The sequence below is a fragment of the Bradyrhizobium sp. Ken51 genome, from assembly GCF_055807435.1.
Genome location: NZ_JBVVPB010000001.1, coordinates 1 through 22,289, shown reverse-complemented (window position 1 = coordinate 22,289; position 22,289 = coordinate 1). Strand labels below are relative to the sequence as shown.

General features: G+C 60.4%; 22 protein-coding genes and 1 pseudogene. 10 read left to right on the top strand and 13 right to left on the bottom strand.

Going from position 1 to position 22,289, the window contains the following annotated elements; all coding sequences use genetic code 11:
• Nucleotides 1-108: 108 nt before the first annotated feature.
• Nucleotides 109-1,452, bottom strand: coding sequence for a lipopolysaccharide biosynthesis protein (locus AC0L27_RS00115; protein WP_354055849.1), 1,344 nt, complete (start codon nucleotides 1,450-1,452; stop codon nucleotides 109-111).
• Nucleotides 1,453-1,885: 433 nt separating this feature from the next.
• Here AC0L27_RS00115 and AC0L27_RS00110 point away from each other — a divergent pair, with 433 nt between their 5' ends.
• A complete protein-coding gene (locus AC0L27_RS00110; protein ID WP_354206477.1) occupies nucleotides 1,886-3,106 on the top strand; it encodes an FAD-dependent oxidoreductase in 1,221 nt (406 codons plus the stop codon).
• Between the two features lie 29 nt (nucleotides 3,107-3,135).
• Here AC0L27_RS00110 and AC0L27_RS00105 read toward each other — a convergent pair whose 3' ends face one another.
• From AC0L27_RS00105 to AC0L27_RS00090, 4 genes are all read right to left on the bottom strand, one after another.
• The gene (locus AC0L27_RS00105) at nucleotides 3,136-4,272 is read right to left on the bottom strand and encodes a GNAT family N-acetyltransferase (RefSeq protein ID WP_354206475.1); all 1,137 of its coding nucleotides are present in this window, start codon (nucleotides 4,270-4,272) and stop codon (nucleotides 3,136-3,138) included.
• 1,377 nt (nucleotides 4,273-5,649) lie between these two features.
• Entirely contained in the window at nucleotides 5,650-5,811 is a 162-nt protein-coding gene (locus AC0L27_RS00100; RefSeq protein ID WP_473303173.1) for a hypothetical protein, read from the bottom strand.
• A 498-nt stretch (nucleotides 5,812-6,309) separates the two neighbouring features.
• On the bottom strand, nucleotides 6,310-6,738 hold the full coding sequence (locus tag AC0L27_RS00095; protein ID WP_473317808.1) for a hypothetical protein: 429 nt from the start codon (nucleotides 6,736-6,738) through the stop codon (nucleotides 6,310-6,312).
• Between the two features lie 635 nt (nucleotides 6,739-7,373).
• Nucleotides 7,374-7,547, bottom strand: coding sequence for a hypothetical protein (locus AC0L27_RS00090; protein ID WP_473317807.1), 174 nt, complete (start codon nucleotides 7,545-7,547; stop codon nucleotides 7,374-7,376).
• Nucleotides 7,548-7,805: 258 nt separating this feature from the next.
• Between AC0L27_RS00090 and AC0L27_RS00085 the strand changes: the two genes are divergently transcribed.
• Nucleotides 7,806-9,245, top strand: coding sequence for a DUF1254 domain-containing protein (locus AC0L27_RS00085; RefSeq protein WP_473317806.1), 1,440 nt, complete (start codon nucleotides 7,806-7,808; stop codon nucleotides 9,243-9,245).
• On the opposite strand, the gene AC0L27_RS00080 is transcribed toward AC0L27_RS00085, so the two are convergent.
• Complete coding sequence (locus AC0L27_RS00080) at nucleotides 9,164-10,006, bottom strand: hypothetical protein (protein WP_473317805.1); 843 nt, start codon at nucleotides 10,004-10,006, stop codon at nucleotides 9,164-9,166. The two genes, AC0L27_RS00085 and AC0L27_RS00080, sit on opposite strands and share 82 nt — an antisense overlap.
• Nucleotides 10,007-10,238: 232 nt before the next feature.
• On the opposite strand from AC0L27_RS00080, the pseudogene AC0L27_RS00075 reads away from it, so the two are divergent.
• The 3 genes and pseudogenes from AC0L27_RS00075 (at nucleotide 10,239) to AC0L27_RS00065 (ending at nucleotide 12,039) form a co-directional block, all read left to right on the top strand.
• Nucleotides 10,239-10,651: pseudogene (locus tag AC0L27_RS00075) on the top strand (hypothetical protein).
• A gap of 33 nt (nucleotides 10,652-10,684) precedes the next feature.
• A complete protein-coding gene (locus AC0L27_RS00070; protein WP_473303162.1) occupies nucleotides 10,685-11,338 on the top strand; it encodes a hypothetical protein in 654 nt (217 codons plus the stop codon).
• A 2-nt stretch (nucleotides 11,339-11,340) separates the two neighbouring features.
• On the top strand, nucleotides 11,341-12,039 hold the full coding sequence (locus AC0L27_RS00065; protein ID WP_473317948.1) for an SOS response-associated peptidase: 699 nt from the start codon (nucleotides 11,341-11,343) through the stop codon (nucleotides 12,037-12,039).
• 154 nt (nucleotides 12,040-12,193) lie between these two features.
• Here the strand turns inward: AC0L27_RS00065 and AC0L27_RS00060 are convergent, their stop codons facing one another.
• Nucleotides 12,194-12,409 (bottom strand): hypothetical protein, encoded by a 216-nt coding sequence (locus AC0L27_RS00060; RefSeq protein WP_473317804.1) that lies wholly within the window; start codon nucleotides 12,407-12,409, stop codon nucleotides 12,194-12,196.
• A gap of 806 nt (nucleotides 12,410-13,215) precedes the next feature.
• Here AC0L27_RS00060 and AC0L27_RS00055 point away from each other — a divergent pair.
• Nucleotides 13,216-13,515, top strand: a complete 300-nt coding sequence (locus AC0L27_RS00055; protein WP_473317947.1) for an H-NS histone family protein — start codon at nucleotides 13,216-13,218, stop codon at nucleotides 13,513-13,515.
• Between the two features lie 129 nt (nucleotides 13,516-13,644).
• On the opposite strand, the gene AC0L27_RS00050 is transcribed toward AC0L27_RS00055, so the two are convergent.
• The 5 genes from AC0L27_RS00050 to AC0L27_RS00030 form a co-directional block, all read right to left on the bottom strand.
• Nucleotides 13,645-14,019 (bottom strand): hypothetical protein, encoded by a 375-nt coding sequence (locus tag AC0L27_RS00050; protein WP_473317803.1) that lies wholly within the window; start codon nucleotides 14,017-14,019, stop codon nucleotides 13,645-13,647.
• A gap of 18 nt (nucleotides 14,020-14,037) precedes the next feature.
• A complete protein-coding gene (locus AC0L27_RS00045) occupies nucleotides 14,038-14,337 on the bottom strand; it encodes a helix-turn-helix transcriptional regulator (RefSeq protein ID WP_473317802.1) in 300 nt (99 codons plus the stop codon).
• A 47-nt stretch (nucleotides 14,338-14,384) separates the two neighbouring features.
• The gene (locus AC0L27_RS00040; RefSeq protein ID WP_473317801.1) at nucleotides 14,385-16,811 is read right to left on the bottom strand and encodes a DUF3631 domain-containing protein; all 2,427 of its coding nucleotides are present in this window, start codon (nucleotides 16,809-16,811) and stop codon (nucleotides 14,385-14,387) included.
• A gap of 55 nt (nucleotides 16,812-16,866) precedes the next feature.
• On the bottom strand, nucleotides 16,867-17,274 hold the full coding sequence (locus AC0L27_RS00035) for a hypothetical protein (protein ID WP_473317800.1): 408 nt from the start codon (nucleotides 17,272-17,274) through the stop codon (nucleotides 16,867-16,869).
• 209 nt (nucleotides 17,275-17,483) lie between these two features.
• The gene (locus tag AC0L27_RS00030; RefSeq protein ID WP_473317799.1) at nucleotides 17,484-18,188 is read right to left on the bottom strand and encodes a hypothetical protein; all 705 of its coding nucleotides are present in this window, start codon (nucleotides 18,186-18,188) and stop codon (nucleotides 17,484-17,486) included.
• 292 nt (nucleotides 18,189-18,480) lie between these two features.
• Here AC0L27_RS00030 and AC0L27_RS00025 point away from each other — a divergent pair, with 292 nt between their 5' ends.
• The 3 genes from AC0L27_RS00025 (at nucleotide 18,481) to AC0L27_RS00015 (ending at nucleotide 20,356) form a co-directional block, all read left to right on the top strand.
• On the top strand, nucleotides 18,481-18,993 hold the full coding sequence (locus tag AC0L27_RS00025) for a hypothetical protein (protein WP_473317798.1): 513 nt from the start codon (nucleotides 18,481-18,483) through the stop codon (nucleotides 18,991-18,993).
• Between the two features lie 103 nt (nucleotides 18,994-19,096).
• Nucleotides 19,097-19,660, top strand: a complete 564-nt coding sequence (locus AC0L27_RS00020) for a hypothetical protein (protein WP_473317797.1) — start codon at nucleotides 19,097-19,099, stop codon at nucleotides 19,658-19,660.
• A gap of 375 nt (nucleotides 19,661-20,035) precedes the next feature.
• On the top strand, nucleotides 20,036-20,356 hold the full coding sequence (locus AC0L27_RS00015; RefSeq protein ID WP_473317796.1) for a hypothetical protein: 321 nt from the start codon (nucleotides 20,036-20,038) through the stop codon (nucleotides 20,354-20,356).
• Here AC0L27_RS00015 and AC0L27_RS00010 read toward each other — a convergent pair.
• Entirely contained in the window at nucleotides 20,334-21,113 is a 780-nt protein-coding gene (locus AC0L27_RS00010; protein WP_473317795.1) for a recombinase family protein, read from the bottom strand. The two genes, AC0L27_RS00015 and AC0L27_RS00010, sit on opposite strands and share 23 nt — an antisense overlap.
• A 440-nt stretch (nucleotides 21,114-21,553) precedes the next feature.
• On the opposite strand from AC0L27_RS00010, the gene AC0L27_RS00005 reads away from it, so the two are divergent.
• A complete protein-coding gene (locus AC0L27_RS00005; protein WP_473317794.1) occupies nucleotides 21,554-22,063 on the top strand; it encodes a septal ring lytic transglycosylase RlpA family protein in 510 nt (169 codons plus the stop codon).
• Nucleotides 22,064-22,289 lie beyond the last annotated feature (226 nt).

The window sequence follows — 22,289 nt, the reverse complement described above, 5'->3', positions numbered from 1 at the left end:
TTCAGGTTGGAGCGGGCCACTGAGAGCGTGCGAAAACGACTCTGCCGGTGCGCTGACGGTCGCCGGTGCGCTTCTTCATGCGGGACACGCCCGACGTATTCTGACGCTCTATTCACCATCCGCGGCACGGACCGCGTAGGCGCTAGGCTTCGACGCCGAGAAACGCAGAAGCCCCAAGATCGAGGGGTCGACGCCGGTTCGCCGGCGACAGATGATGTTGAGGGCGATGGTCGCGAGCGCCAGCGATACAGTGGCCGAGATTGCTGCGCCAAGAACGCCGAGCCAGGGAATGAGGACGAGAAATCCGACTAGCCGCAGCGCTACGTTCCCGGCAATCACGGGAACATACTCGCGCTCATAGCCGGTCAGCTGCAATATCGCCGCAGACGGACCGCCCGCTGCCTGGAACGCCGTTCCGATGGCGAGCACGATCAGAACCCAGTGCTGCGCAGCGAAATGCGGCCCAAACAGGTTGAGCAGATGGGGACCGCCAACCCAGATCAGGAGAAGTCCGCTGACCACGCACACCGCGGTCACTTCCGCCATGAGCCTCAACGTTCGCTCGAATTCCTGATGGTTCTTGCTGAAGTACAGCGAGGGGAGCCGACGTGCACCAAAACTGTACAATGCGGCCGACAGCATGGCGAAGATGTTGGCGAGGCGCGAAGCGGCAAAGTAAATTCCGGCAGTTGCCGGGTCCAGCATCCAGTAGACCAGAATGACGTCGAAATATTGGTTCGCGGCTTCGAGGATGGATGCGGCCCAGAAATGAAGCGCGCTCGATCTCCAGCGCGACGGCTCGGAACGCACCGCCGTGCCGCGGAAATCCGGCAGAACTCGCGCAATCGCGATGATCTGTGCAACCAGCCCGACGGACATGGCAAGCGTCATCACGGCGATCAATTCGGCGGGATCGAGCAGCCGATGGCCGGACATGATTGCGAGCAGAAACAGCACGACGCTGACTCGCCAGAAGAACTCCCTGTTTCCTTCTCCCATGAGAATGCTGACCAGCGAGCGTGCGATCTGGCTGCCAAGCATCAGTCCCGCATTCACGGCCGTGTAGGCCGACACCGCGACAACCAGCAGCCACGAGGCGCCTTTGATGTTGGCGCCGATCGCGATTGCGCCGATCGCAATCAGCATCGCGACGGAGGAAATCTTGAAGCTCGATAGCAGCACGCCTTTGGTGAGATCGGGCTGATTTCCAGCCCGATACTCGTTCAGAAATCGCACCAGCAGCGATTCCTGGCCCACCAGACCGACGACCGCAGCCATCTGGGCCACCGAAAGCCAGGTCGCAAAGATGCCGAACCCATCGGGCGACATCGTTCGTGCCGCAAGCGAGAACAACGCGAACGCAAGCGCGCCGCTACCAACCTTGAGAAGGATGGTTCCGGCAACACCGCGAGTCACGTCGCGCCGCATGAACTGGACGATGGATTCGATCATGGAAATTTAAGAGGCAACTTCCCCTGAAGAGACATTTTCCGATTACCTCCAAAAGCCTAGCATGCCGAAAAATCGCGAGTGTTAATGGACGGTCTCCGTGATCCTGCCGACCGCGGCGACGTCGCGGTCATGCCTGGTGCTTCACTATGGAACATCGCTGACCCCACTGTCCCGGATAGAGCAAAGTGCAGCCTAATCGCGTGGCGGCATAGCGCCGCATCGACGGCCGATGAGGCGAGATGAGCCGCTGGAATGCGGACCAGCTCGCCGGGAATGGCCATCCCGAGCAAGGCGCGTGCCGGACCTCATCGGGCCGGGCAGGTCTCCGCTGCATTAACCGAGATATCGAGAAATGATCGCGTTTGCTCCTGCGATGCGACATCAGGCGTGAGAATTGCTCAGGCAATCATCATTGACCGTGGGAGCCTGCACCATGACGGCGGATAGCCTGCCCGAGCCGATTGCCGCAGCCGGCACTTCGACGATCACCGCCGACATCGCGATCGTTGGCGGCGGGCTTGCGGGCTCGCTCGCGGCGGCCGTGCTCGCGCGGTCGGGGCATCGTGTCGCTCTCGTCGACAAGCGCGCGGTCCATCCGGACGAGTTCCGGGTCGAGAAAATCGGCGGCCATCAGCTGGAGATGTTGCGCAAGCTTGGCTTCCTCGACGCGCTCGACAACGTGGCCTGCCGGTATGACCAGGTGCTCAATATCAGGGAAGGCAAGGTGGTCGATATCAGCGTCGGCCGGGCTTACGGACTTCCATATGCGGATCTCGTCGCCATGGCGCGCAGCCAACTGCCTAATCCGTCGAGCCTGATCGTCGACGAGGTCACGGCCATCAAATGCAGCGACGATATCCAGGATATCGAGCTCGCGTCCGGGAGGCGCTTGACAGCGCGCCTCGTCGTGCTGGCCACGGGCATGGCGGGCGTTCTCGGCTACAAGCTCGGCATCAAGCGGCGCGTGCTGGCCGAGCGTCATTCGGTCTCGTTCGGCTTCACGATCGCCCGCCGGGATGATGCGCCGTTCGACTTCGAGGCGCTGACCTGTTACGGCGAGCGCACGGCGGACGGCATCGATTATCTCAGCCTGTTTCCCGTCCGTGCTGGCATGCGGGCAAATCTCTTCATGTTCCGAGACCCCACCGATCCGATCATGCGCGAGTTGCGCCGCGAACCGGAAGCGACGGTTTTGCGCCTGCTGCCGGGATTGCGCGCCTACCTCGGCGATTTCCGCGTGATCGACCGGGTGCAGAATTGGGTGATGGACCTGTCCGTCGTGGAGGGGCATCTCCAGCCCGGGGTCGTGCTCATCGGCGACGCCTTCCAGACCAATTGTCCGGCCGCCGGCACCGGCGTTGCCCGCCTGCTGGTCGACGTCGAGCGCCTCTGCACCGAATATGCGCCGCGTTGGCTCATGACCGCAGGCATGGGCCAGGAGAAGATTTCGGAATTCTATTCCGATCTCGACAAGCTCGCGGCGGACCAGCAATCACTGAAGATGGCGCGCTTCCGGCAGGCCCTGACGTCCCGCAACGATATCGGCTGGGACGTGCGGCGGCGGCTGCACTTCCTGCGACGCAGTATCACCCACCGGGTCGATCAGATGCGTCCGGGCTGGCTCGCGCATGTTCGAAGCGCGCTACGCGCCTGAGAGCCGCGCCCGTCGGCGCCTCGCGCCGGTCAGCGCGTCGGCGTTGAGGTGCGGGTTGGCAGAAGCCTGAACTCCGACATTCGCTTGGCGGCCAGTTTGAGCCAAGGCGCCTGTTTGAGTGCGAATAGGGAGAAGGCGCCCGTGGTGCTGCCGGCCTGCGTGACGGTCCACATCGGCGAAGGCTCCGCGCCGAACTGCTTCTTGTAAGGCTCGTCGCCGATGGTGAAATCGAGCATCTGATCCCCACGCTCGATGCAATCCTTCGCCACCTGCTCGAACATCAGTGCGCCCAGGGACTGGCTCTTGTATCCGGCAATGTCGAAGGCGCCCATGATCACGAGGAATCTACCGCGATGGCAGAGACCGAGCACGGCCGCAATCACCTCGCCGTTCATCTTCATGGCATAGAGCCGGACAAAGGAGCCGAGACCGCGGTGCGCTATCTCGGAATAGAAGCCGTAATATTCGGGGCGCTGGAGCAAATCTCCGTCGCCATGTGCCTGAAAGCGCGGCCCGCGAAATTTCTTCATCACGTCCAGCACCTCCAGGACGGAGGCGCTGTCGCTGCAGCATGAAAAAATTACGTCCCCCTTCTTCTGGAGCTGCCGGGCTTTCTTTGCGAGCTCCTTCTGGTAGGAACGGTCCAACGCACTGGCGCGCCATTGCTCGAATGGCGTGACGAGAACGGTGGCGTAGGCATTGGTGTCCATCGCTATGCGGCGAGGCGCAGCCAGAAGGTTCTCGATCGGAAGCCGTCCATCCGGCAGCTTGGTCATCCGGAGCAGATCGAACGGGCGGACGAGGCACCGAATTTCTGCGCACGCACTCTCGTCCTTGAGCAGCTCAGAAAATAGCTGCGGGCTGCACACCGGCGCCAGATAGTCGGAGACGCGGAGGTCGGCGAATTCGACGGTCCGTATCGGGCCGCGCCGGATCCGTAGCAAGGGCAGCACCATCGCAAGGGCGCCCGTCGCGCGGTGGCGGACCACAACAACCAGAGGAGTTGCCCCCGCATGAGACGCGAGCCTGGTGTAGAGGGTGTCCAGCCAGAGCGGATGCTGGAACGCGGTGGCGGCCGAGTTGTCAAACAGCTCCGCGTAGTCGGGCGACAGGAAGTCGAATCCCTGCTCGATGGCGATGTTGAATTTGTTGCTAGGTCTGTTCATGTGCAACCAAGAAAACAGATGGCTCGGGGTGGTCGATGGAGCCGGATCTACGCTCTATAGCAGGGTCGTTGCGGGGGAGACACCGGCGGCGTGTGATTTGCATTAATCCTTCGAGCAAGGCTCGTATGGTTACCAAACCGTTAATTTCCTGATCGAGCGGCCTCGCGGCATGGAGGTCGACCTATGAGAGAAATTATAGGCCGCGCTTAAGGAAGGTCAGACGGAGGTGGACTCCGGGGAACCCGGGAGCGCGCAGCCGCGTCTGCGGTTACAGGTCTCAGGCTAAGACGCGTCGGCCGAAACAGCCACGACCGCGTCAACCCCTCTTTTCAAATATATTCCACTTTACCGAAATTCGGTTTTAGCGTATGTGTCGCTCATCCCGGCTCATCCTTGAGGGGCGATCTTGTGGTCGTCACGTTCGCGAGCCGGGCTTGCGGTGGACGCGGCAGCGTTCGGGTGCGAAAGGCTAAGGGCAGGGCGGATTGCTCTCCGTGAGCCCGAGGCTTCGTTCCGACGAGCGGCGCTGCTAGGTTCGTCTCGTCATCAGGTCGGCGGCAACGTGCACAACGCCGTCGAAACCGGTGGCGAAATGGCGAACCGTGCGTACGGCAAAACCGTGTGGTCCTGTCGTCCAGTCCTTTCTGGCGGTCGACGAAAACACTAAAAACCAAGTCGAATTAAGGACTTAGTGGATGGTCGCGACGGCGACCCGCGACGGCGGAAACGCGCCGGGCCCTATTAGGCCCTAGTTTCACATGGCTGGTTCGTTGGGCGGGAGTTGGGGCCGCCCACAGCAGGGCCAGTCGAAGGTCCTCGATGGCCCGGCGGATCGCGATCTCCAATTTAGGACCTGCCTCGCGCGTGGTAAGTTACCCTCCATCACCGGCCACGATGTCAGGGCGTCGGTCGACTGAGAGACGCCACAGCGCTCCCGCCTCAAAGCAGGAGCGCTTCTTGTGTCAGAACGGTTTAGCCCCGAAACTCAGGAACTCTTGGACCGCGCCCAGCGCGCCATAGAAGACGCGATCTCCCTGCGCGAGAACACCCGGGATCAGATTGCCTCAGCAACGCAGCAAAGGCTCCTGCTTGAAATCATGTTGAGCCAATTCCCCCCCCTTGCAAATCAAAGGCCGCCTCAACGGACGGCCTCTCATTTAGCCGCAAAGCAGCATCTGCTGCTTGGCGATGGTGCCTCTGTAAGATGGTCGGCAGGATGATCCTCTGGGGCAGGCAGCGATGGCGGGAGCCGCAACGGACGCGGCGCGGGCCTGTTGGATGCGATGGCCGGGCTCGGCGCTGGCGGCACGCTGTGGGGCCTTCCTGTGGCCTTGACGCTGTCGCGACGGTCGCGCGCTCGACCCGACATCAAGGGCCTTAATTTGCTGAAACGGCTCTAGCGGTTACTGCATCGCGGCGCTGTTGGGCTTCGGCTGCTTCCGCCTGCTTCAACCATTCTTCGGCGAACAACAGCCACTGCGCCTTGCTGGACGGATTGATAGCCTTGGCGGCCTCAGCTCGACATTCCTCATAGTTCACGCGGTAAATCCTGCCCCCATCCATGCACGGATGTTATCAGCGGAAGTGAGGCCGGGACTATGCGATTTCGGCATGGCTTGACGCAGATCAACGCGCGGCGATGTGCAGTTTGTGCCAAGCGGGACGCCAGCCTCGACGGGGATCATCCATCCGGGTCGTGCTGATGCCTGCCGGTGTCGCGAGGGTCGCGCGCCTGCCGCCCTCTATCGGTGCGGTGCCTGCCGTCCGTCGCCTGTCGTGGTGACCATGACACGGTGGCGTGATGTCTTCCCAAGTCCTGTCAGCCGCCGCGATATCCTGGAGCTAACCGACTTGCAGACGATCATCAAATAACTTCTGAGACTATCTGCGCAGCCTTTGTGAGAAACGTATTTTGGTCAGTGCGGGAAAAACGACCGAAGTTGTATATTTCGCCAGATGGCACAATCGCACAAAGCGTGGAGCCAACTGAACTCTCTTCAATGCGAACTATGAGTAGCGGCTGGCGCTCTCTGCTTACTACGACGGACTGCGGAAATTTATAAAAGGCAGGACGTTCGCACTTACCTCAGCTATCGTTTGTGCGTTTTCATAATACATGAACAGCAGTGCCCTAAGCTCGACCATCTTCAAGGGCGTATTTGTTTTTGGATTTGGCAAAGCACTCATGAATGTGATGCTCGGCGCTTCTTGCTCCTCGTTGCTCGGCGATTGTCCGGAGCGGTCTGTGCGTCTCCTTCTTTTTTCGAGCCAATCGGCAACGCCAATAAGCAATAATCCGGGTCCGATACACATTGCCAATTGTAAAGCGTCCGCGAGTGGGTGGTAGAAGCGTTCAGCAATCGCGGAGATGCCTCCTCTGTTATGAGTTAGGAGGTGACTTGCGATGAACAGTGCAACGCCAACAACGATGAAACCGTCCCCGATCCATCGGATCAATAATCTCATGCGCCCCATCCCTTGCCGGGTACGTTAATCCTCACAGCAACTAACGTTAGCATGCCCACAGCCTGCAAAGGAGCCGGGCATGCCGCGACCGGTGTCTGCCGCAACTGCTCCCCGATAGGGAGGCGGTGCGCCGGGACCCCGCTGACCGGGGTAGCGGGCTGCTACCCCGATCCCGTCGCGGTGATAGGGACGCGCTCGATGTGACGGTGCGGATGATGCCGGGCCTGTCCGCGCCTTGATGCTGGCGGGCAATGGTGAAACGGCCGCCGAAATGGCGGGGTGTGGTAGCATGCGCGCGAGCGCTGTCGGTGGTGGCGCGGTAGCGCTGGCAGTGCGTGCCCGGCAACTTCTTCTGTGCCACGGAAGAAGTCGAGCGACGCGACGGGAGCGCTGGCGGATGGGCGATCCCTCCGCAATCGGTCGCCAAGGTACTGTAAGAAAGATCGAACGCTGCCGGGACCGCGCGACCGCGCCGTATGAATATATTTACAAATCATCATATCGCCTTAAATTATGTGCCATCCGGTACACAAATGCGGCGCTTCAAGGGGCAGAGGGAAGCACAAGCGAAAACTGAGCGGCCTTAGTCTTGGCTCCGGCTTGCGATGGATGTTCGCCTTGCTGGCGAGCGCTGATCAGTTCACTTGTCGCAGTACTGATTTTTTGAGGTCTGCCAAAAGGCGGTAGTCATTCGCCATCTGCAACAGTTTCTCCCTCATAGGCGAACTTGGCGGCAAAGCGGCAGCGTCTTCGCGCATCGCCTTCTCAACCTCGTCGCACTGAGCGGCGGTCAATGGTTCTTCGCACATCGGGTCCCCTCCGAGCGAATTGAGTTGACCAATTCAGGCCGGGTCGCTCCGGATGCTTTTTTTGTGCGCGCGTTGAGAAGCTGTCACACATGCGTCACATGGCCTATGCGACTTCGGCGCACACAGAACTTTTTTTGCCGTTTTTGCATAGTGCTGCTGCTCCGGCAGAGATAGGATTTTTGGCGATGCACCCTGCGCGTGTACTTGTGCGCCTGTTCGAACGTCGTTCACAAGGCGAGAGATGGAAGGAAGTTGTTGATGCTTACCAAACGGGAGTTGCTCCGCTCTGCTGCAATCGCCGCCCTCGCATCCACCGCGTTTGTGTCCAGCGACGTAAATGCCCAAGGCAAGCCGGAATGGCCCAGCCTTTTTGAGGCCAAGGACATTGCCGAAGAAGGTTTCATCTTCGGCTTGCCGCTCGTTATGAACTATGCGGTCATGCAAGAGTTCGCAGTTGATAGGAACTCGGGGCAATTCAAGGCTCCGTTCAACGAACTCTACAGTATGCACCATGTCGCCACTCCAGCGGATACGGCCATCATCACCCCGAATAGCGATACGCCTTACTCGTTCATTTGGCTCGATTTGCGTGTTGAGCCGATGGTTGTCTCCGTGCCGATGGTGGAGCGGAGCCGGTACTATTCGGTCCAGCTTATCGACGGCAACACCTACAACTTCGGCTACATCGGAACGCGGGCGACTGGTACTGAACCCGGCGATTATCTGGTCGTCGGTCCCGACTGGAAAGGTCAAACTCCGACCGGGATCAAGCGCGTCTTTCGATCAACCACGCCCTTCGTGTTCACAGCTATGCGCACTCAGCTTTTCGATCCAGCCGACATGCCGAATGTCGAGAAAGTTCAGGCGGGGTACAAGGCGCAACCGCTCTCCGCTTTCCTCAAACAGCCCGCTCCGCCCGCCGCGCCGACCATCACCTTCCTTCCCGCCACCACTGCCGGGATCAAGGATCATTTCTTTGAATACCTCGATGCCGCTCTCGCGTTCGTTCCTGAGACGGCCAGAGACAAGGCCGTCCGTGCAAGGCTGGCCAAAATCGGCATTGGCCCCGGCAAGACGTTCGACTTCAAGGAGCTACCACTCGAACACAAAGCCGAGATGCTCATCGGAATGAAGCAGGCTGATGACAAGGTGGACAAGTGGCTGTCCAGCGGAAACAAGACCATAAACGGCTGGAAGGTCGGCTCGTTCTTTGGTGACGAAGCGTTCTTCAAAGGCGACTGGGTGATGCGAGCTGGAGCTGCAAAGGGCGGTCTCTACGGCAACGATGCTGTGGAAGCCATGTACCCCTACACTCGAACAGACGCTTCAGGTGAGGAACTTGACGGCAGCAAGTACAAGTACACGCTCACCTTCGCACCCGGCGAGCTACCGCCAGTCAACGCTTTCTGGTCGGTGACTATGTACGACGGGAAGAGCCAGTTCTTGATCAAGAACCCGATCAACCGCTACTTGATCAACTCTCCGATGCTATCAGGCATGAAGAAAGACGCGGACGGCTCGGTGACGCTCTACCTCCAAAAAGACAGCCCCGGTGCGGACAAGCAAGCAAATTGGCTTCCCGCGCCAGATGACAAGATCTATCTCGTGATGCGGCTTTACTGGCCGAAGCCTACTCCACCTTCGATCCTACCGGCGGGCGAAGGGACATGGCGGCCACCCGGTATAAAGCGGGCTTGATAGAAGCGCCGGTTGCGAGACCAGCCCGCGCCGTCAATTCCCCCGCTGCTTGATCGCCCACAACCGATAAGCCTCGTCCTCGAAAGGTCCGGCTCTGCCGGCGGCGGTACCAGTTTCGCACCCTCGCTGCGAAAGTGGTCGAGGCCCCGGCCCAGCTTGCGACCGGCCAGCGTGTGCTGATCGTTTGCCCAGTCGGGGATCGTCGGCGCGAAGCTCTCCAGCATCGACCGCAGGCCGATGGCCGCGCCGAAGTGACAGGCCGCGCGGGACTTCGGCGCGCGCGCCATCATGCGGATCGCGCTGCCAATCATCAGCCGGGCTTCGCCCACGCTCTTGCTGTAGCGCTCTTTGGACTGCGCGACAGCGGCGGCGACGAACGGCACAACCCACGGTGCCGCCAGTGTGTCGAGGTCTTCATGGCAAATGGTTTCGAGGCGATTGCAGACCATGGTGTGAAAGGCTTTCGACGTGTGCATGAGTTCGACGGCGAACTCCATCGCCTCGCGTTCAAGCCCGCGCCTGATGGCCTTCTGCATCGCTGAGACGCAGGCCATCGCTGGAAGGCCGTTCTTGGTGTCGGGGATCATCGCAAAGCCTCCAAGTTTATTTGGGCAGTTTCCGATGGGACCGACAACGATGGTTTCGCCTGCAACCTTCGCGGCAGCGAGCGCGCGCGCCTGCTCGACGCTGTAGGCGTGGACGGTGAAAAGCGGCTTGCCGTTCTGGGTGACGATGTAGGGCTTCGGGTGCGGGTTTCGCATGGCTTGCTCCGGTTAACGCCCGGACGAAGCCCGAGCCTCCAGTTTCAGCCACCGAATTCGCCCGCAGTAAAACACTGATTTTCACGGAAAAATCATTGTCAAACATTGTTTTCGGGCCTGACTGTCGCCGCCGCCAATAACGCAGGTTGACCGCCCCGTTGTGCCCGGCGCGTTGTCCACCTCAACAGGTAGCGGCTTGCCTGTCCCGCGCGGCCCGGCGATCCTGTCGCACATGGGTACGAAATCGCGAGAGACGATCTATGGCGCGTCGTTCGAGCGGCGGCGGAGCAGGCAGCAGAGGCCCGGAAGGCAGCCGACCGGCTCGCCTGTCAGGCATGGAATGCGCGCATGCTGGGCTTTAAGGGACCTGCCCAGCCATCGCCGACGCTCGGTAACGCACTCAATGCCGGGTACCGCTACCTGGAAGTCCGCTGTCTTGGCTGCGACACCAACCAGGCCGTCGCCCTCGACATCGTGCGGCGACCGAAGGCAACGCCGATCCACGAACTGGAACGGTACATGCGGTGTAAGGACTGCTCGCAAGTCCGGGGCTATCCTTACAAGCGCAGCCATCTGGTCGCGCTGCGTCCGAACAAGATTTCAGCCAGCGATCCGCCATCGACGTGGTGGCCGGGCGAGCGGTAGAGTGAAAGTTCTGTTCGGATCGGAGGACACGACGTGAATGACCCTTGGGCCTTTGGCTGGACCCAGTTGCTGACCATTATTGGTTTCTCGATCACTCTATGCATCGCATTTGGTAGCTTTCGGACATTTGGCCGTTGGAAACGTGAGCAGATCGAAGAACGGAAGCTCGACATAGCACTGGAGGCACTGTCAATCGCATATGAAGCGCAAATGGTGTTTGAGGACATTCAGCGTCCATTCATCGGGCAGCACGAATGGCAAAACATGCCAGATGAGGAATTGAACCAGGAGGAGAAGGATCGGCGGAAATCGCTTTATGCGGTGATCAACAGGTTGGACCGCCACGTCAGCTATTTTGAGCGCGTGCTTTCTCTTCAGCCGAAGTTCATGGCAGTGTTTGGCAGCGAAACCAAGAGCAGCTTCATGAAGCTCTTCCGGGCGCAGCGCGGTATACAGGCGGCAATCGAGGTCTTGATGTTTATGGATCATCCGATCCGGCCCGATGAGAAAGGCACAGTTGCGCAGCTGCGATCCGACATTTGGAATACGAAGGGCCCGGGGGCCGATGAGCCCGAGAGGAACAAGAAGCTGGTGCTGGAATTTCAGAGCGACATCGAGCGCATATGCGCACCGCTCGTGAGTTTGAAGTTCGACCCGTCGAAAACAACGACCCTATCGACGCTTTGACTATGTGCAACCTCTACAGCATCACCACGAACCAAGCGGCCATCGCGGCGCTGTTCCGTGTCGTCTACCGCTACGTCGGCAACCTCGCTCCGATGCCGGGCGTGTTTCCGGATTATCCGGCTCCGGTGGTGCGCAACACCGACACTGGGCGCGAGCTGGCGATGATGCGATGGGGCATGCCGCCGCCGCTCCGCACAGGCGGACCTCCGGTCACGAACATCCGGAACACGTCGTCACCGCATTGGCGCGGTCGGCTGAAGCCGGAGAACCGATGTCTGGTGCCGTTCAACAGCTTCGCCGAATACGCGCCGGAGCCGAACCCAGAGACCAAGAAGAAGGATGTCGTCTGGTTCTCACTCAACGATGATCGACCGCTTACCGCGTTCGCGGGCATCTGGACCACGTTCAACGGGGATCGCGGCACGAAGTCGAAGCCGGTGCCGGGGCCACATCAAGTGTACGGCTTCCTAACGACATCGCCCAACGCGGTGGTCGAGCCGATCCATCCCAAGGCCATGCCGGTGATCCTGACAACCAATGAAGAGCGGGATGTTTGGATGCGCGCGCCGTGGGATGAAGCTAAGGCAATGCAAAGGCCGCTGCCCGACGACATGCTCAAGATCGTCATGCGCGGGGCCGACAAAGAAGATCACGCGGCGCGAGCCCAACTCACCAACCCCTTCCTCAACGGGCTCGAATGACAGCCTGATGCCCTTGCAGCGGCGGCGTCCCTCCGGCTTCATCGAACCTTGCCAGCCGTCGAAGGTGGTCCGGCCACCGTCCGGCCCGGTGTGGGTCCACGAAATCAAGCATGACGGCTACCGGCTGATGGTGCGCCGGGATGGCGCGCGAAACCTAATTGAACCTGAGCGCCTCCACTGCGCGCTTCGATATTTCGGCTGGATCTTTGAGGCCGGTTTCTTCTATCTCTAAGACCTTCTTTGCGATAATCAAGGTCCGTGGATCGTTGCGATCAACCACATCAAGGGTGCGCAGGGTCAATTCGTAGGCCGCGATCAGGTGGCCGGTCTCTCCTAACGGGGCATTTCTTAGCAGGCGATACATAGACATCGCTAGCCTCCAAAACGCGACGGCTATTGCACCGTGACGCGGATGCCGCCGCCGTCCGCGCCAGTCGGCTGTCAATCCGCACGAATTCGGGTGGACGCCGAAATTCTAATCCTCACGATTCCGTGAGACTGGCGACCTTCCGGCTCAGTCGTTCTGTGACATTGATCTATCGCAAGTCTTCGAGCGACCGATCCAACCGTCGAGACGTGGGTCAAGTCGAAGAACCCGGAGAGCGATGCGGTGCGGCGCGAGCGCGAGACGGAGTGGCGGTAGCCGTCATATTCGCCAAGTAGGAAAGCACGACGAAGGCGAGGTAGGCGGCCAGACCTACGCAAATGCCGTTCGCGATGGCCGCAACGATGGACGCCTGTTTCGGATCAAGTTCCGTGCGCCATCGTTGGTGGCGGTCGGCAGCGTTGATCTTATCAAGCCGCGTTATCGGTCGCTGATCCCAAGGGGGCCGGAGCGAGCACCTGTGGATGCGCGCCGTGGGATGAGGCAAGGCGTTGCAGCGCCGTTCCCGACGATGCGCTCAAATCGTCATGCAACAAAGAGGATCGAGCTACGGGGTGATGCGAGCCAAACAGTTGCCGGCGGGCGGCTCCATGGGCCCCGCGATCACACCGGTCATTGTCCCAGAGGACAATGACCACCACACACGCTTTGGCTGTAAAATTTGGTGCTCAACACTCGGAGAAACCAGCCGATTGAACTGATGATTGTCCAACGCCTGGGTGCCGCCCAACGCCGACGCCCGCCAAAAACAACATCGGAGGCGTATCGTGAGAGGTAAAGACTTAAAATCGATGACCACAGATAAACTGTGGAAGCTCCATGAAAAGGTGGCTTTTCAGCTCACACAAAAACTAGAGGGAAAAAAAACCTTGCTCGAGCAACAGCTACGTCGTCTTCAAGGGGCCGACAACATATCGGACGTTCGTCGGTCGCGACGCAGCTACCCTCCCGTTCGACCGAAGTATCGAAATCCAGATAACCCAATGCAGATTTGGTCCGGCCGTGGGAAGCAACCCCGATGGCTTGGGCCGGAAATTCAAGCTGGCAGACAGTTGGATGATTTCTTGATCGACCGAACCCGACGCCACTAAGCCAGTAGCGAGACCTAGGCGCGCGGTTCGTGCTAAAGGTCGCGCGGGAGCAGCCACCGACTGTCCCCGCTGCGCATCCATCCCCTGCTGAGTTGGCACGCAGGTCGGAGAAGCGGATGCGCGTCTCGCTCATCGCTGTCGCCCAGCACCGCGAACCTCGAAACCATGTTCGCGGCTGGTGCCCGGCAATGCGTCTGATCGCCGGGCTGTGACCAGCCTCAGACCAAGCAGCGCGACCGGCGAGATGTCGGCGCGATGATCGCACGGCAGACCTTGCGCCTGCGCCTGCCACACCAGCGCACTTTCGTCGCTTTCGACCACCACCAGGTCGCCCATCAGCTCAGCTTCGGCCTTCTGGCGGGCTTCATGCGACAGTGCCGCCTCCTCATCAGCCTCGCTGGAAATCTTGCGGTCGAGCGCGGCGATCACCAAATCCTTGAGGCATTTCCGGTGAGATGTGCAGACGTCATCGCCAAAAGGCAGCCATAGGTCGGTCAACCCCATCCTCAGCGCGTATTCGAATCACCTCCCACCGGCAACAATTCCACGCCCGCGCCGGCCCTTGCCCCGCGCCCGATGCGGATCAAACTCATCAACCGCATTCTGCCAGGCCACGATCTCGTCTTCATACCAGACGCGCCGGTTCGGGCTGATGTAGGTGCATTTCGGAAAGCGACCTGCCTTCTCCATGCGATACAGCGTGGTGCGGCTCACGGGGATGATCTCGAGCACCTGTGTCTCGGTGAGCATGCGGCGCGCAGCGGTGATGTGCACCACTTCGGTCTCGGCTTCGGCGAGTGCTGCCTTTTTTGCTGTCATCATGTACTTCCATCATCTCGACGGGCCGGTAGAACTGGTCCGCGTCTTCATTACTTGGCCGTGTACTCCAGGGGGGCGCAAACGACCTGCATCACGCGCTCGGACTCGATCTCGATGAACTCGGGGAAAACACCGTGGTCCGAGAGAATCGCGCGCAGTTCGGCATCCAGCGCCGCCTGCCCAACCGTGCCGGTCGCCAGCCGCTCTTCCTCGACTTTGCCCAGATACCACTCCGCGAGCTCGCGGATGAAATGGACGCTCAGGCCCTTCTCGGAACCTTCCGCCGCAAGCCTCGTCGGCCTCTCTGTGCCGCCGGGAAAAGGCGTCACATCCGTCACATCCGTCACAGCGTCTGGAGCCTGAGCATTGTGATGTGACGGATGATCCTTGCCGGTGACGCTGCAACCGTCACAAGCGTCACCGGCTCCCCCCTGAACAGCCTCGCTTGTGACGCTTGTGACGGTTGTGACGCCTTCTCGGGGGCTGAGAGAGACGGGAGGGGGCAAATAGCGCCGCCACGCATCTTCCAGATCGGCGAGGAGGTAGCCCTTGCACTGGTTCGCCCCATGCGGCCGGAGCTTGTCGGACTTGATCCCGTAGCCATGCAGCCGGCTCGCCAGGGAATGGTCGTTGAAGGGCTCCTTGAGGTGGCTCCACGGGGCTGCCTCAAGCGCGTGCAGCGCCTCCAGAATTGCCTTGGTTGGAAGCCCTTTCGGGACGGTCATCTGGATCGCCGCGTCGGCTGCGGCGAAAATCGTCCGCAAATCAGACAGCAGGCGGATGTTCAGGCTCGGTGGTGTATCGGTAGTCGCGGCGGCAACCAGCGCGACGGCTGCTTTGCGCGCCAGTTCAGGCCACTCGCCACCCGCAAGGTCTGCAACTGCCAGCAGCGGCTCCCACACGTCTGCGGTCCGGTCCTCGATGCCTGAGGGCATTTCCGGCCGCGCTGCCTCGGCGTGGTCTGCGCTGGTTGCCGCCCAGTCTTCGAGCCGGAGGAACAGATTCCTGCCAAAGGGGGCATGGGTGCGGTGCCGGAAAGCCTCGACGTGCTCGTTGGGCGTGCGCCGCCGCATGCGGATAACCACGCTGCGGGTCATGATCGAATCCGGCAGCCAGCCCAGCCCTGCCAGCGCGACGGCGGCGAAGCTCTGCACGTCCTCGGTCTCGACGCGCTTACCGTAGATGACGCAACGACCGAAGGTGGCGCCGCGGCGGTGACCGCTGTTGAGGAACGACCGAACGTCCTCATGCTCGCGCGCTTTCGGTCCGAAGATTGCGTCGATCTCGTCGAACAGGATGGTCGGCGGTCCACCTTCGCCCCCGCACTTCCGATAGAGGTAGGCGGGTGAAACGTTCGTGGCATGCACGGGCCTCGGCACCAGCATCTCAGTCACCTCCAGGGCGCGGGTCTTGCCCGACCCCGGTTCCGGCGAAAGGAATGCAAGCCGCGCGGTGCTCTCCCACGCGCTCATCAGGTGCGTGTGTACGACCCAGAGGGTATGCGCGATGGCCGCGTGCATGGAGGGGTAACTGACGAACCGGCACAGGAAGCCACGCACGTCCTCGAGGAGCGCGGCACCGGCTTCACCAGGGGCCCGCGCATCGCGGCTCACAAGCCTGCCAGCCTCGGCTTTGAGCTTCACGGCGCCGTCGACGAGACGCGGGATGTCGGCGAGGCGCTCCTGCCGGCGGTCATCACGCGGAGTGTTGGACTGCTCCATCAGCCCGCGCAGAAAATTCACGACGGCACCAGGCTTCATGCCGGCATAGATCATCTTGCAGGAGAGATCGCGCAAATTGTCGTGGAGCGAATGCCCGGCGAGAATGTCGCGCTGCAGCACTTCCCAATCGGTGCTTGCCGGCTCGAGGTCGTGGCCGTCGCGGGGCTTGCGAGACCTTGCCAGCTCGTAGCCGTGCGCCTCGACGAGCACGCGCGCGATTTCATCCAACAGGGCTTCCGTCTCTGCCTGATCGATTTCAGGCAGGGCATGGCGCGGGCAGTCGTACAGTGCGGGGCCGAACCAGGAGTAGGGATTGCCGGTGCCTTCATGGATGCCGTGGACGATGACCTGCCTGCCGTCGGCCAGCATCTCGACCTTCTGCTTCGTGTCGCCGTTCGGAGCAACAAACTTGCGCTCAGCATGCTTGAAGGGCGTTTCCGCCTTGAAGAAGATCGCCCGGCGGGGCGAACGACCGAACCGAACGCAGATCGCGCCGCGTTCCTCAAAACGCTCGCGCACGATCGCCTCAATGGCATCGGCGGCATTCGGGTCTTCGATGTCGATGTCGAGGCAGGGGACGGAGGCGCACAGGATACCGGTGTTGGTGTTCGGATAGAGCTCGGACCACATCTCGACGTCGCCAGTCGAGGTCTGCTCGCGCTTTGTCCAATGGGCCAGCAGCGGCACCTTGCCAGCCGTCGGGATCGGCTGGTAACCTTGCGCGAGAAGCTTGAGGCGGATTTCGGTCGGCTTCATCTTTGCAACGCAAAAAAGGGGGAAGCCTCGACTGCCCTCGAGACTTCCCTGGTGATTACGAATAGAGCGGGATATCGTCGCAGTCGGGACCGCTCGGTCCCGACTCCGGCGGCTTGAGCACCTTCACGCGGAGGGCGGGCTTCCCGTTGTAGATGAGGGTCGGATCGGTGAAGATGCCGATGACCGCACCCACCCACGCCTGCGGGTTGTCGCCCAGTTCCGCAACCATCGTGCGCTGGTTGGTCTTGTTCAGCGGCAGCGAGCTGGCGCTATCGAAGAAGTGCAGCACCGGCTTGATCTCGATGCTTCCATCCTCATTCTGGAACTTCCGCTTCTTGACCAAGGAAATCGTCAACCGGAGCTTGCGGTTGCCGACTGCAGTGGAAGTCAGATGCTTGCTTGCGAGTGACTTTTCCAAGTCCTCCGCCGTGAAATCCTCGTCATCATCGTCATTCTTGGCCATGACGGCCTCCATAAAGCGCCATTGCGATGAACTGATCGCCGTACCGCGCTCAGAGCGCAGCGACCGGTAAACGCTTCGGTCAACATCGACGCGAACTGGCCGGTGTTGCTTTGCGTAGCCGCGAAGATGTGGAGAAGGGCGCGCGATTCATAGCGACAAGTGGCGACAGTCGCGACTTGTCGCATCTGTCGCAATTGTCGCAAAATGGTCTAGTCGGATTTCAGCGCACGCTGGATGGATCGGTCAGTTGGCGGTGGTCTATGCAGCCGCCGAAATTCGCTCACAATTTTCTTGTTGCGCTGTGTCGGCCGCTCATCGCAACCGTCTGGCCAAAGCCGCTGATAAATGTCCAATATGTGCTGCTTCTGCGTGCGCCTTGCATCAGATGGAGGCGGCGAGCTCGCTCGGCCCCGAGCGACTTCGCTATCTTCGAGATCCTCCGTCCCAGGCTCTGCCAAGCCTTTCATGACAGCATCGAAGTTCCCGAGAGAGAAAAACACGGGTCGCCTTGCGCCTGCGATCACTGTGTTTGGCCCAGACGCAAGAACGTCGTCAGGCCCCACATGGTCGTCGGCAATTCCGGTTTCGAACTCACCAAGAGGGGTCCACTTGCTGCGGTCCAGCTGGAGAACTTCGCCCGTCTTCGGATCTCGGACTAACGCAGCCAACGCCCCATCGTTGATCCTGTCCCGCAACCATTGATTGGCCCGACGCTGAGCATCGTCGTAGTGACGCCACGCTGCATTGTGCTCGCGCTTGACGTCCTGCTCCGGCACCTGCGCATAAAATGTAGAGGAAGGGTTCAGGTGCTCTACGAGAAGCTCCCAGTCATCGGTAATCGCGCGAAACACCCGCTCAAATGCCTCGCTAATAGAAATCATCCCGATCGGAATCGGATCGTCCGCATCTTTCATCGCTCGTCCGCCAGAGCATGCCGCAGAGTAAAACGCGGCAGGCCGGTGCGGAGCCGGCTTTTCGGGTGGCCTACCCTATCCGCGCGCAGGCGATCTTAGCGTTAGAGCGCGCTGCGCGCCACTGGCCCTTCGCGTCGCCCGTTGCATCACACTAAGGAGTTGGGCCGCTAGTTACGCACTCGAATGACGTGCGAGATCCTTTGCCGCTAGTAAATATTTGCCGCTGTGGCTGCGGCCAACCAACGAATAGGATAGGATAGCTGCACTATGTAGCTCGACGGAGCGACATCCGATGCACACAATCATCTCGAGGGACAACATCCGCGATCTGTTGGCGGTTTTCGTGGCTGCCATCGAGCTGGATCAGATCCGGGTCGACGCCTTGCCGGAGCGGGCGCTTCACGAGCACTACTCGGATAACATGTGGCGGATCTGGCGCCGCTGCCACCTGGAGTACCTCGGCTTGCTGCTCCCGACGGTAGATGCGATCCAGCCGGCCACCTTGGAAAAGCTGGGTTGGATTGCCGCCCACTACGAGCTCAAGCTCGTCCGCGAGCGGCTGCGCGACTTGCTCGGCTCCGCAGCATCCCGTGACATTCCTCGCGAGGATGTCGCCACGGCTGGTCTCTTTTTCGAGCGGTTTATCAACGACATTTCGGTCCACACCGCAGGGAAGGCCATTGGGCAGGATGCCAGAACCGTGATGATGCGGTGGCTGCCGATCACCGATCCTCTGCAAATCGCTGAGGACCCCGAATGCGGATACAAGCAGTATCTCGGGGCCTACGCCCGCCTCCTAGTGTGATGGTTTGGTGGTCCACCCTCACGACCAAGCGTAACCAGCGTAACCCGAGGCCGGCTGCTCTGGCGCGCATAGGCAATAGGCTCCCAGCAAGGAGACGAGTGGCATGTCAAAGACTCACCAAATGTCTGCCGGTAGCCAGCATGTCCTACTCAAAATGCCAGATGAGCCCGACTGTCGCCTTGTTGCGGCGTGGCTGGTCAAAGCAGCTGAGGCCCAAACCTTTTGGTCTCAAGTACTGGACAGACAGAACAATGCGGGTCATGTGCAACTGCTTACTGCGGACGGCATTCCCGATCTTGGCGCCGCTGCGCTCGAGCTCCTAGGGGAGCTTGAGCACCACCTTCATGTGCTTGTGCTTGATCTTTACGCCGATGAGAGTGGTCTTCTTTGTCGCGAGTTCGCACTTCTTGTGCGGTTGGGCTTCTTCGTGCTCGAAGACGATTGCTACCAGTTCGCCATGCCGGAGCGGGTTGATCCCGAGGCTGTCTTGACTGCCGCCTTGGAGGTTTCATCTTCTGTCGGTGATATGGGAGACGGCATTGACCTGCTGCAGCCTGAGACCCAATTAGCCGTTCTGACCCTTGAGGAAGCCGACGCCCTGCGCATAACACTCTTCGCGCTGCGGCGGATCAGCGCCGAACATCGCCGGAATTGGCGATTGCGGTGAGCTAGTGCCTGTAGGTCGACGCAAATGTTGACGCAACCGGAAGCATCTATCGGCGTGGACCGAGCAGCGCGGGATAGATTTCTTTGGCGGCTCGAGTGGTCGAAGAAGAAGCGCCAATGGACGGGCCTGCAGGCGGACTTAGCCGTCTATGAAGACCCCCAAGGTTCAAGGCAGAGCATGCTCATGAAAATCTCGAAGATCGAAAATGAAGACTTGAGGGTTTTCATGCCGCGTGGATGGTTACGTAACCAGCCAGTGAAAATCTTAAGAGTGCTATCAGAGTGCGCTGTCTGGCGCGAAGCGACTAGTTCCGTGGCAAATGTTGAAATATGATTCAGAGCATAGCAGCAGGAATATCTAGCTGCGGAGGTTCTCATGGGACGGCCAATCGGAAGCCCAAATAAGGAAAAGCCTTTTAACGACGCGCTCAGGATTGCGCTGCGCAACCGCCCGCTGGCGCTACGCAGGGTCGCCGATCAACTGCTCGACAAGGCGGAACAGGGTAATCTCGCTTACATCCGTGAGCTCATCGACCGCCTGGATGGCAAGGCCGTGCAGGTTTTTGATCGGCAAGATGTTCCGATCAATGAGCTCAGCGATGCTGAACTGTATCGCATCGCGGCGGGCGGGGGACTGAGCGCCGACACTATGCTGCTGATCCCGCCCGCGAAAGTCAGGTCGGACGACCCGGGTTGAGAGAGACCTTATCTGCAAACCGCAGGCGGCTGAGCATTCTGATGACTTGGGTAGCCTGCCATTTGCCGCCTCGGGCCGTCGTCAAACCTCGCTCATTCAGGATGGCCGAGATGCGCTTGGCGGGAAGGTTGCATAGCGGCGCGAATACCGGGCGAAAATGCTCGGCGAGCAGGTCCGCTTCAGCCTTGCGGGCTTCTCCGATTGCAGCATTGCCGAGCACCTGTCCGCGAGCCTTCGCGGCTGCGAGCGCTTCCCTCGTGCGTTGAGCGATGCGCTCGCGCTCCTTCTCAGCCACCGCCGCATGAACATGCAACATGAACGAGTCCACGTCGGGCCCGAGCTCAGTGACGATGAAGGGGATTCGCTGCACCATAAGGCCGCTGATGAAGTGAACGTCACGGCTCAATCGATCCAGCTTGGCAATGATGATCGGAGCCGCGCCTGACTTGCCGCCTCGACCGAGCTTACGGGCGAGCTTCATGGCGGCTGCGAGCTCAGGCCTGCGCTCCAGTGCATCAGCACCTTTACCGGTCTCGACCTCGCGGTACTCAGCTTCGATGCTGTAGCCGTGCTGTGCGCAGAACAAGCGGATTGCAGCTTGCTGCGCTTCGAGACCGAGACCGCTGCGGCCCTGCTTAGGTTTGGACACGCGAATGTAGGAAACTGCCGGCCGCATAGAAGATTTATCCTCCAAAGAATTACGTGTGATCGCACGTTCATGTGTAAACGCCACTGAATCTATCTGATCGATGCGCAATTCGGAATCCACTTTCTTCGGAAATGCAATTCGTCGTGCAATGAGTCACGGTCACCGCCGAGCGCGATGGCTTTTGCAAGCGCGTGGGTGCTGCAAGATCGGGCCCGGCCAAGTTTTTGACCAAAGGGGTGGGGGAGGGAAAAAGTTTGCGGAAAGCATGCTTGTGTGAATAGAGCCTCCGCCAAAATCGATTGCTCGAATTTGAACAGATCGTGCGGCGCAGGTGCCATCAGTTGATCGTCCGCCTCGGGCTCTTCTCTCCGAGCCGCTGGTCCGCCTCGCAAACCATTTTGCCCCATTTCCGGCACCTTTGCCGATCAACAGAGTTAGAAGCTGCCTATGGGCTTGGTGTTTGACCTCCTGCTCCGTAGGACCTCCGATTGGACTTAGCGGTGAGGCGACACTGTCGCAGCGCCTCTTTCATACACGAGGGATCCAGCATGATACGCATGGTCGCGACCGGCATCGTCCTTCTCTCGCTCTCTTCTGTGGCCGAGGCGCATCGTCTCTCTGGGAGCGCCACTTATTACGGCGGGAGTGACCGCCTGTGCGGTCGCCGCACTGCCTCCGGGGGCGTACTCAACTGCGCTGCGATGACCGCCGCCCACCGGACGCTGCCCTTCGGCACCGTCCTGACGGTTCAGAGCGGCGGCCGGTCGGTACAGGTCACGGTGACCGATCGGGGTCCATTCACCGGGGCGTTCCTTGATCTGTCACCTGCGGCCGCGAGTGCGCTCGGCTGTCGCTGCACTCATCGCAACGTGACGGCGACCATTGTGCAAATGGGATCCGGTGGGACCTTGGTTGCGAGCCGAGACCGTCAACGTCCCGTCGCTGCGGCAGCCATGCCAGTATTCTTCCAACCGACCGAGGATGTCATGCGTCCGTTGGGAACTTTCGGGTCGTCAATGGCAATGGCTCGTGCGCCGCGTCATCACCGTCTCCACTAGTACAGGAGGCAGCCCGAGGCGTTGCGGCGAGTTGCCAAATGCACGACGGCACAGCCATAGTCAACAAATCGCATATCGAGGAGCCCGCGTGATGCGGTTGTCCAGTTTGGCTATTGTCGCGCTTGTCGTGGGTGCCTCCAACCCAACGCATGTTTCTATCGCGATGGCAGCTCCAGAATGTTCAAGATCGATGGAGCTGGCGGATTGGGGAGAGAATTCGACCGGT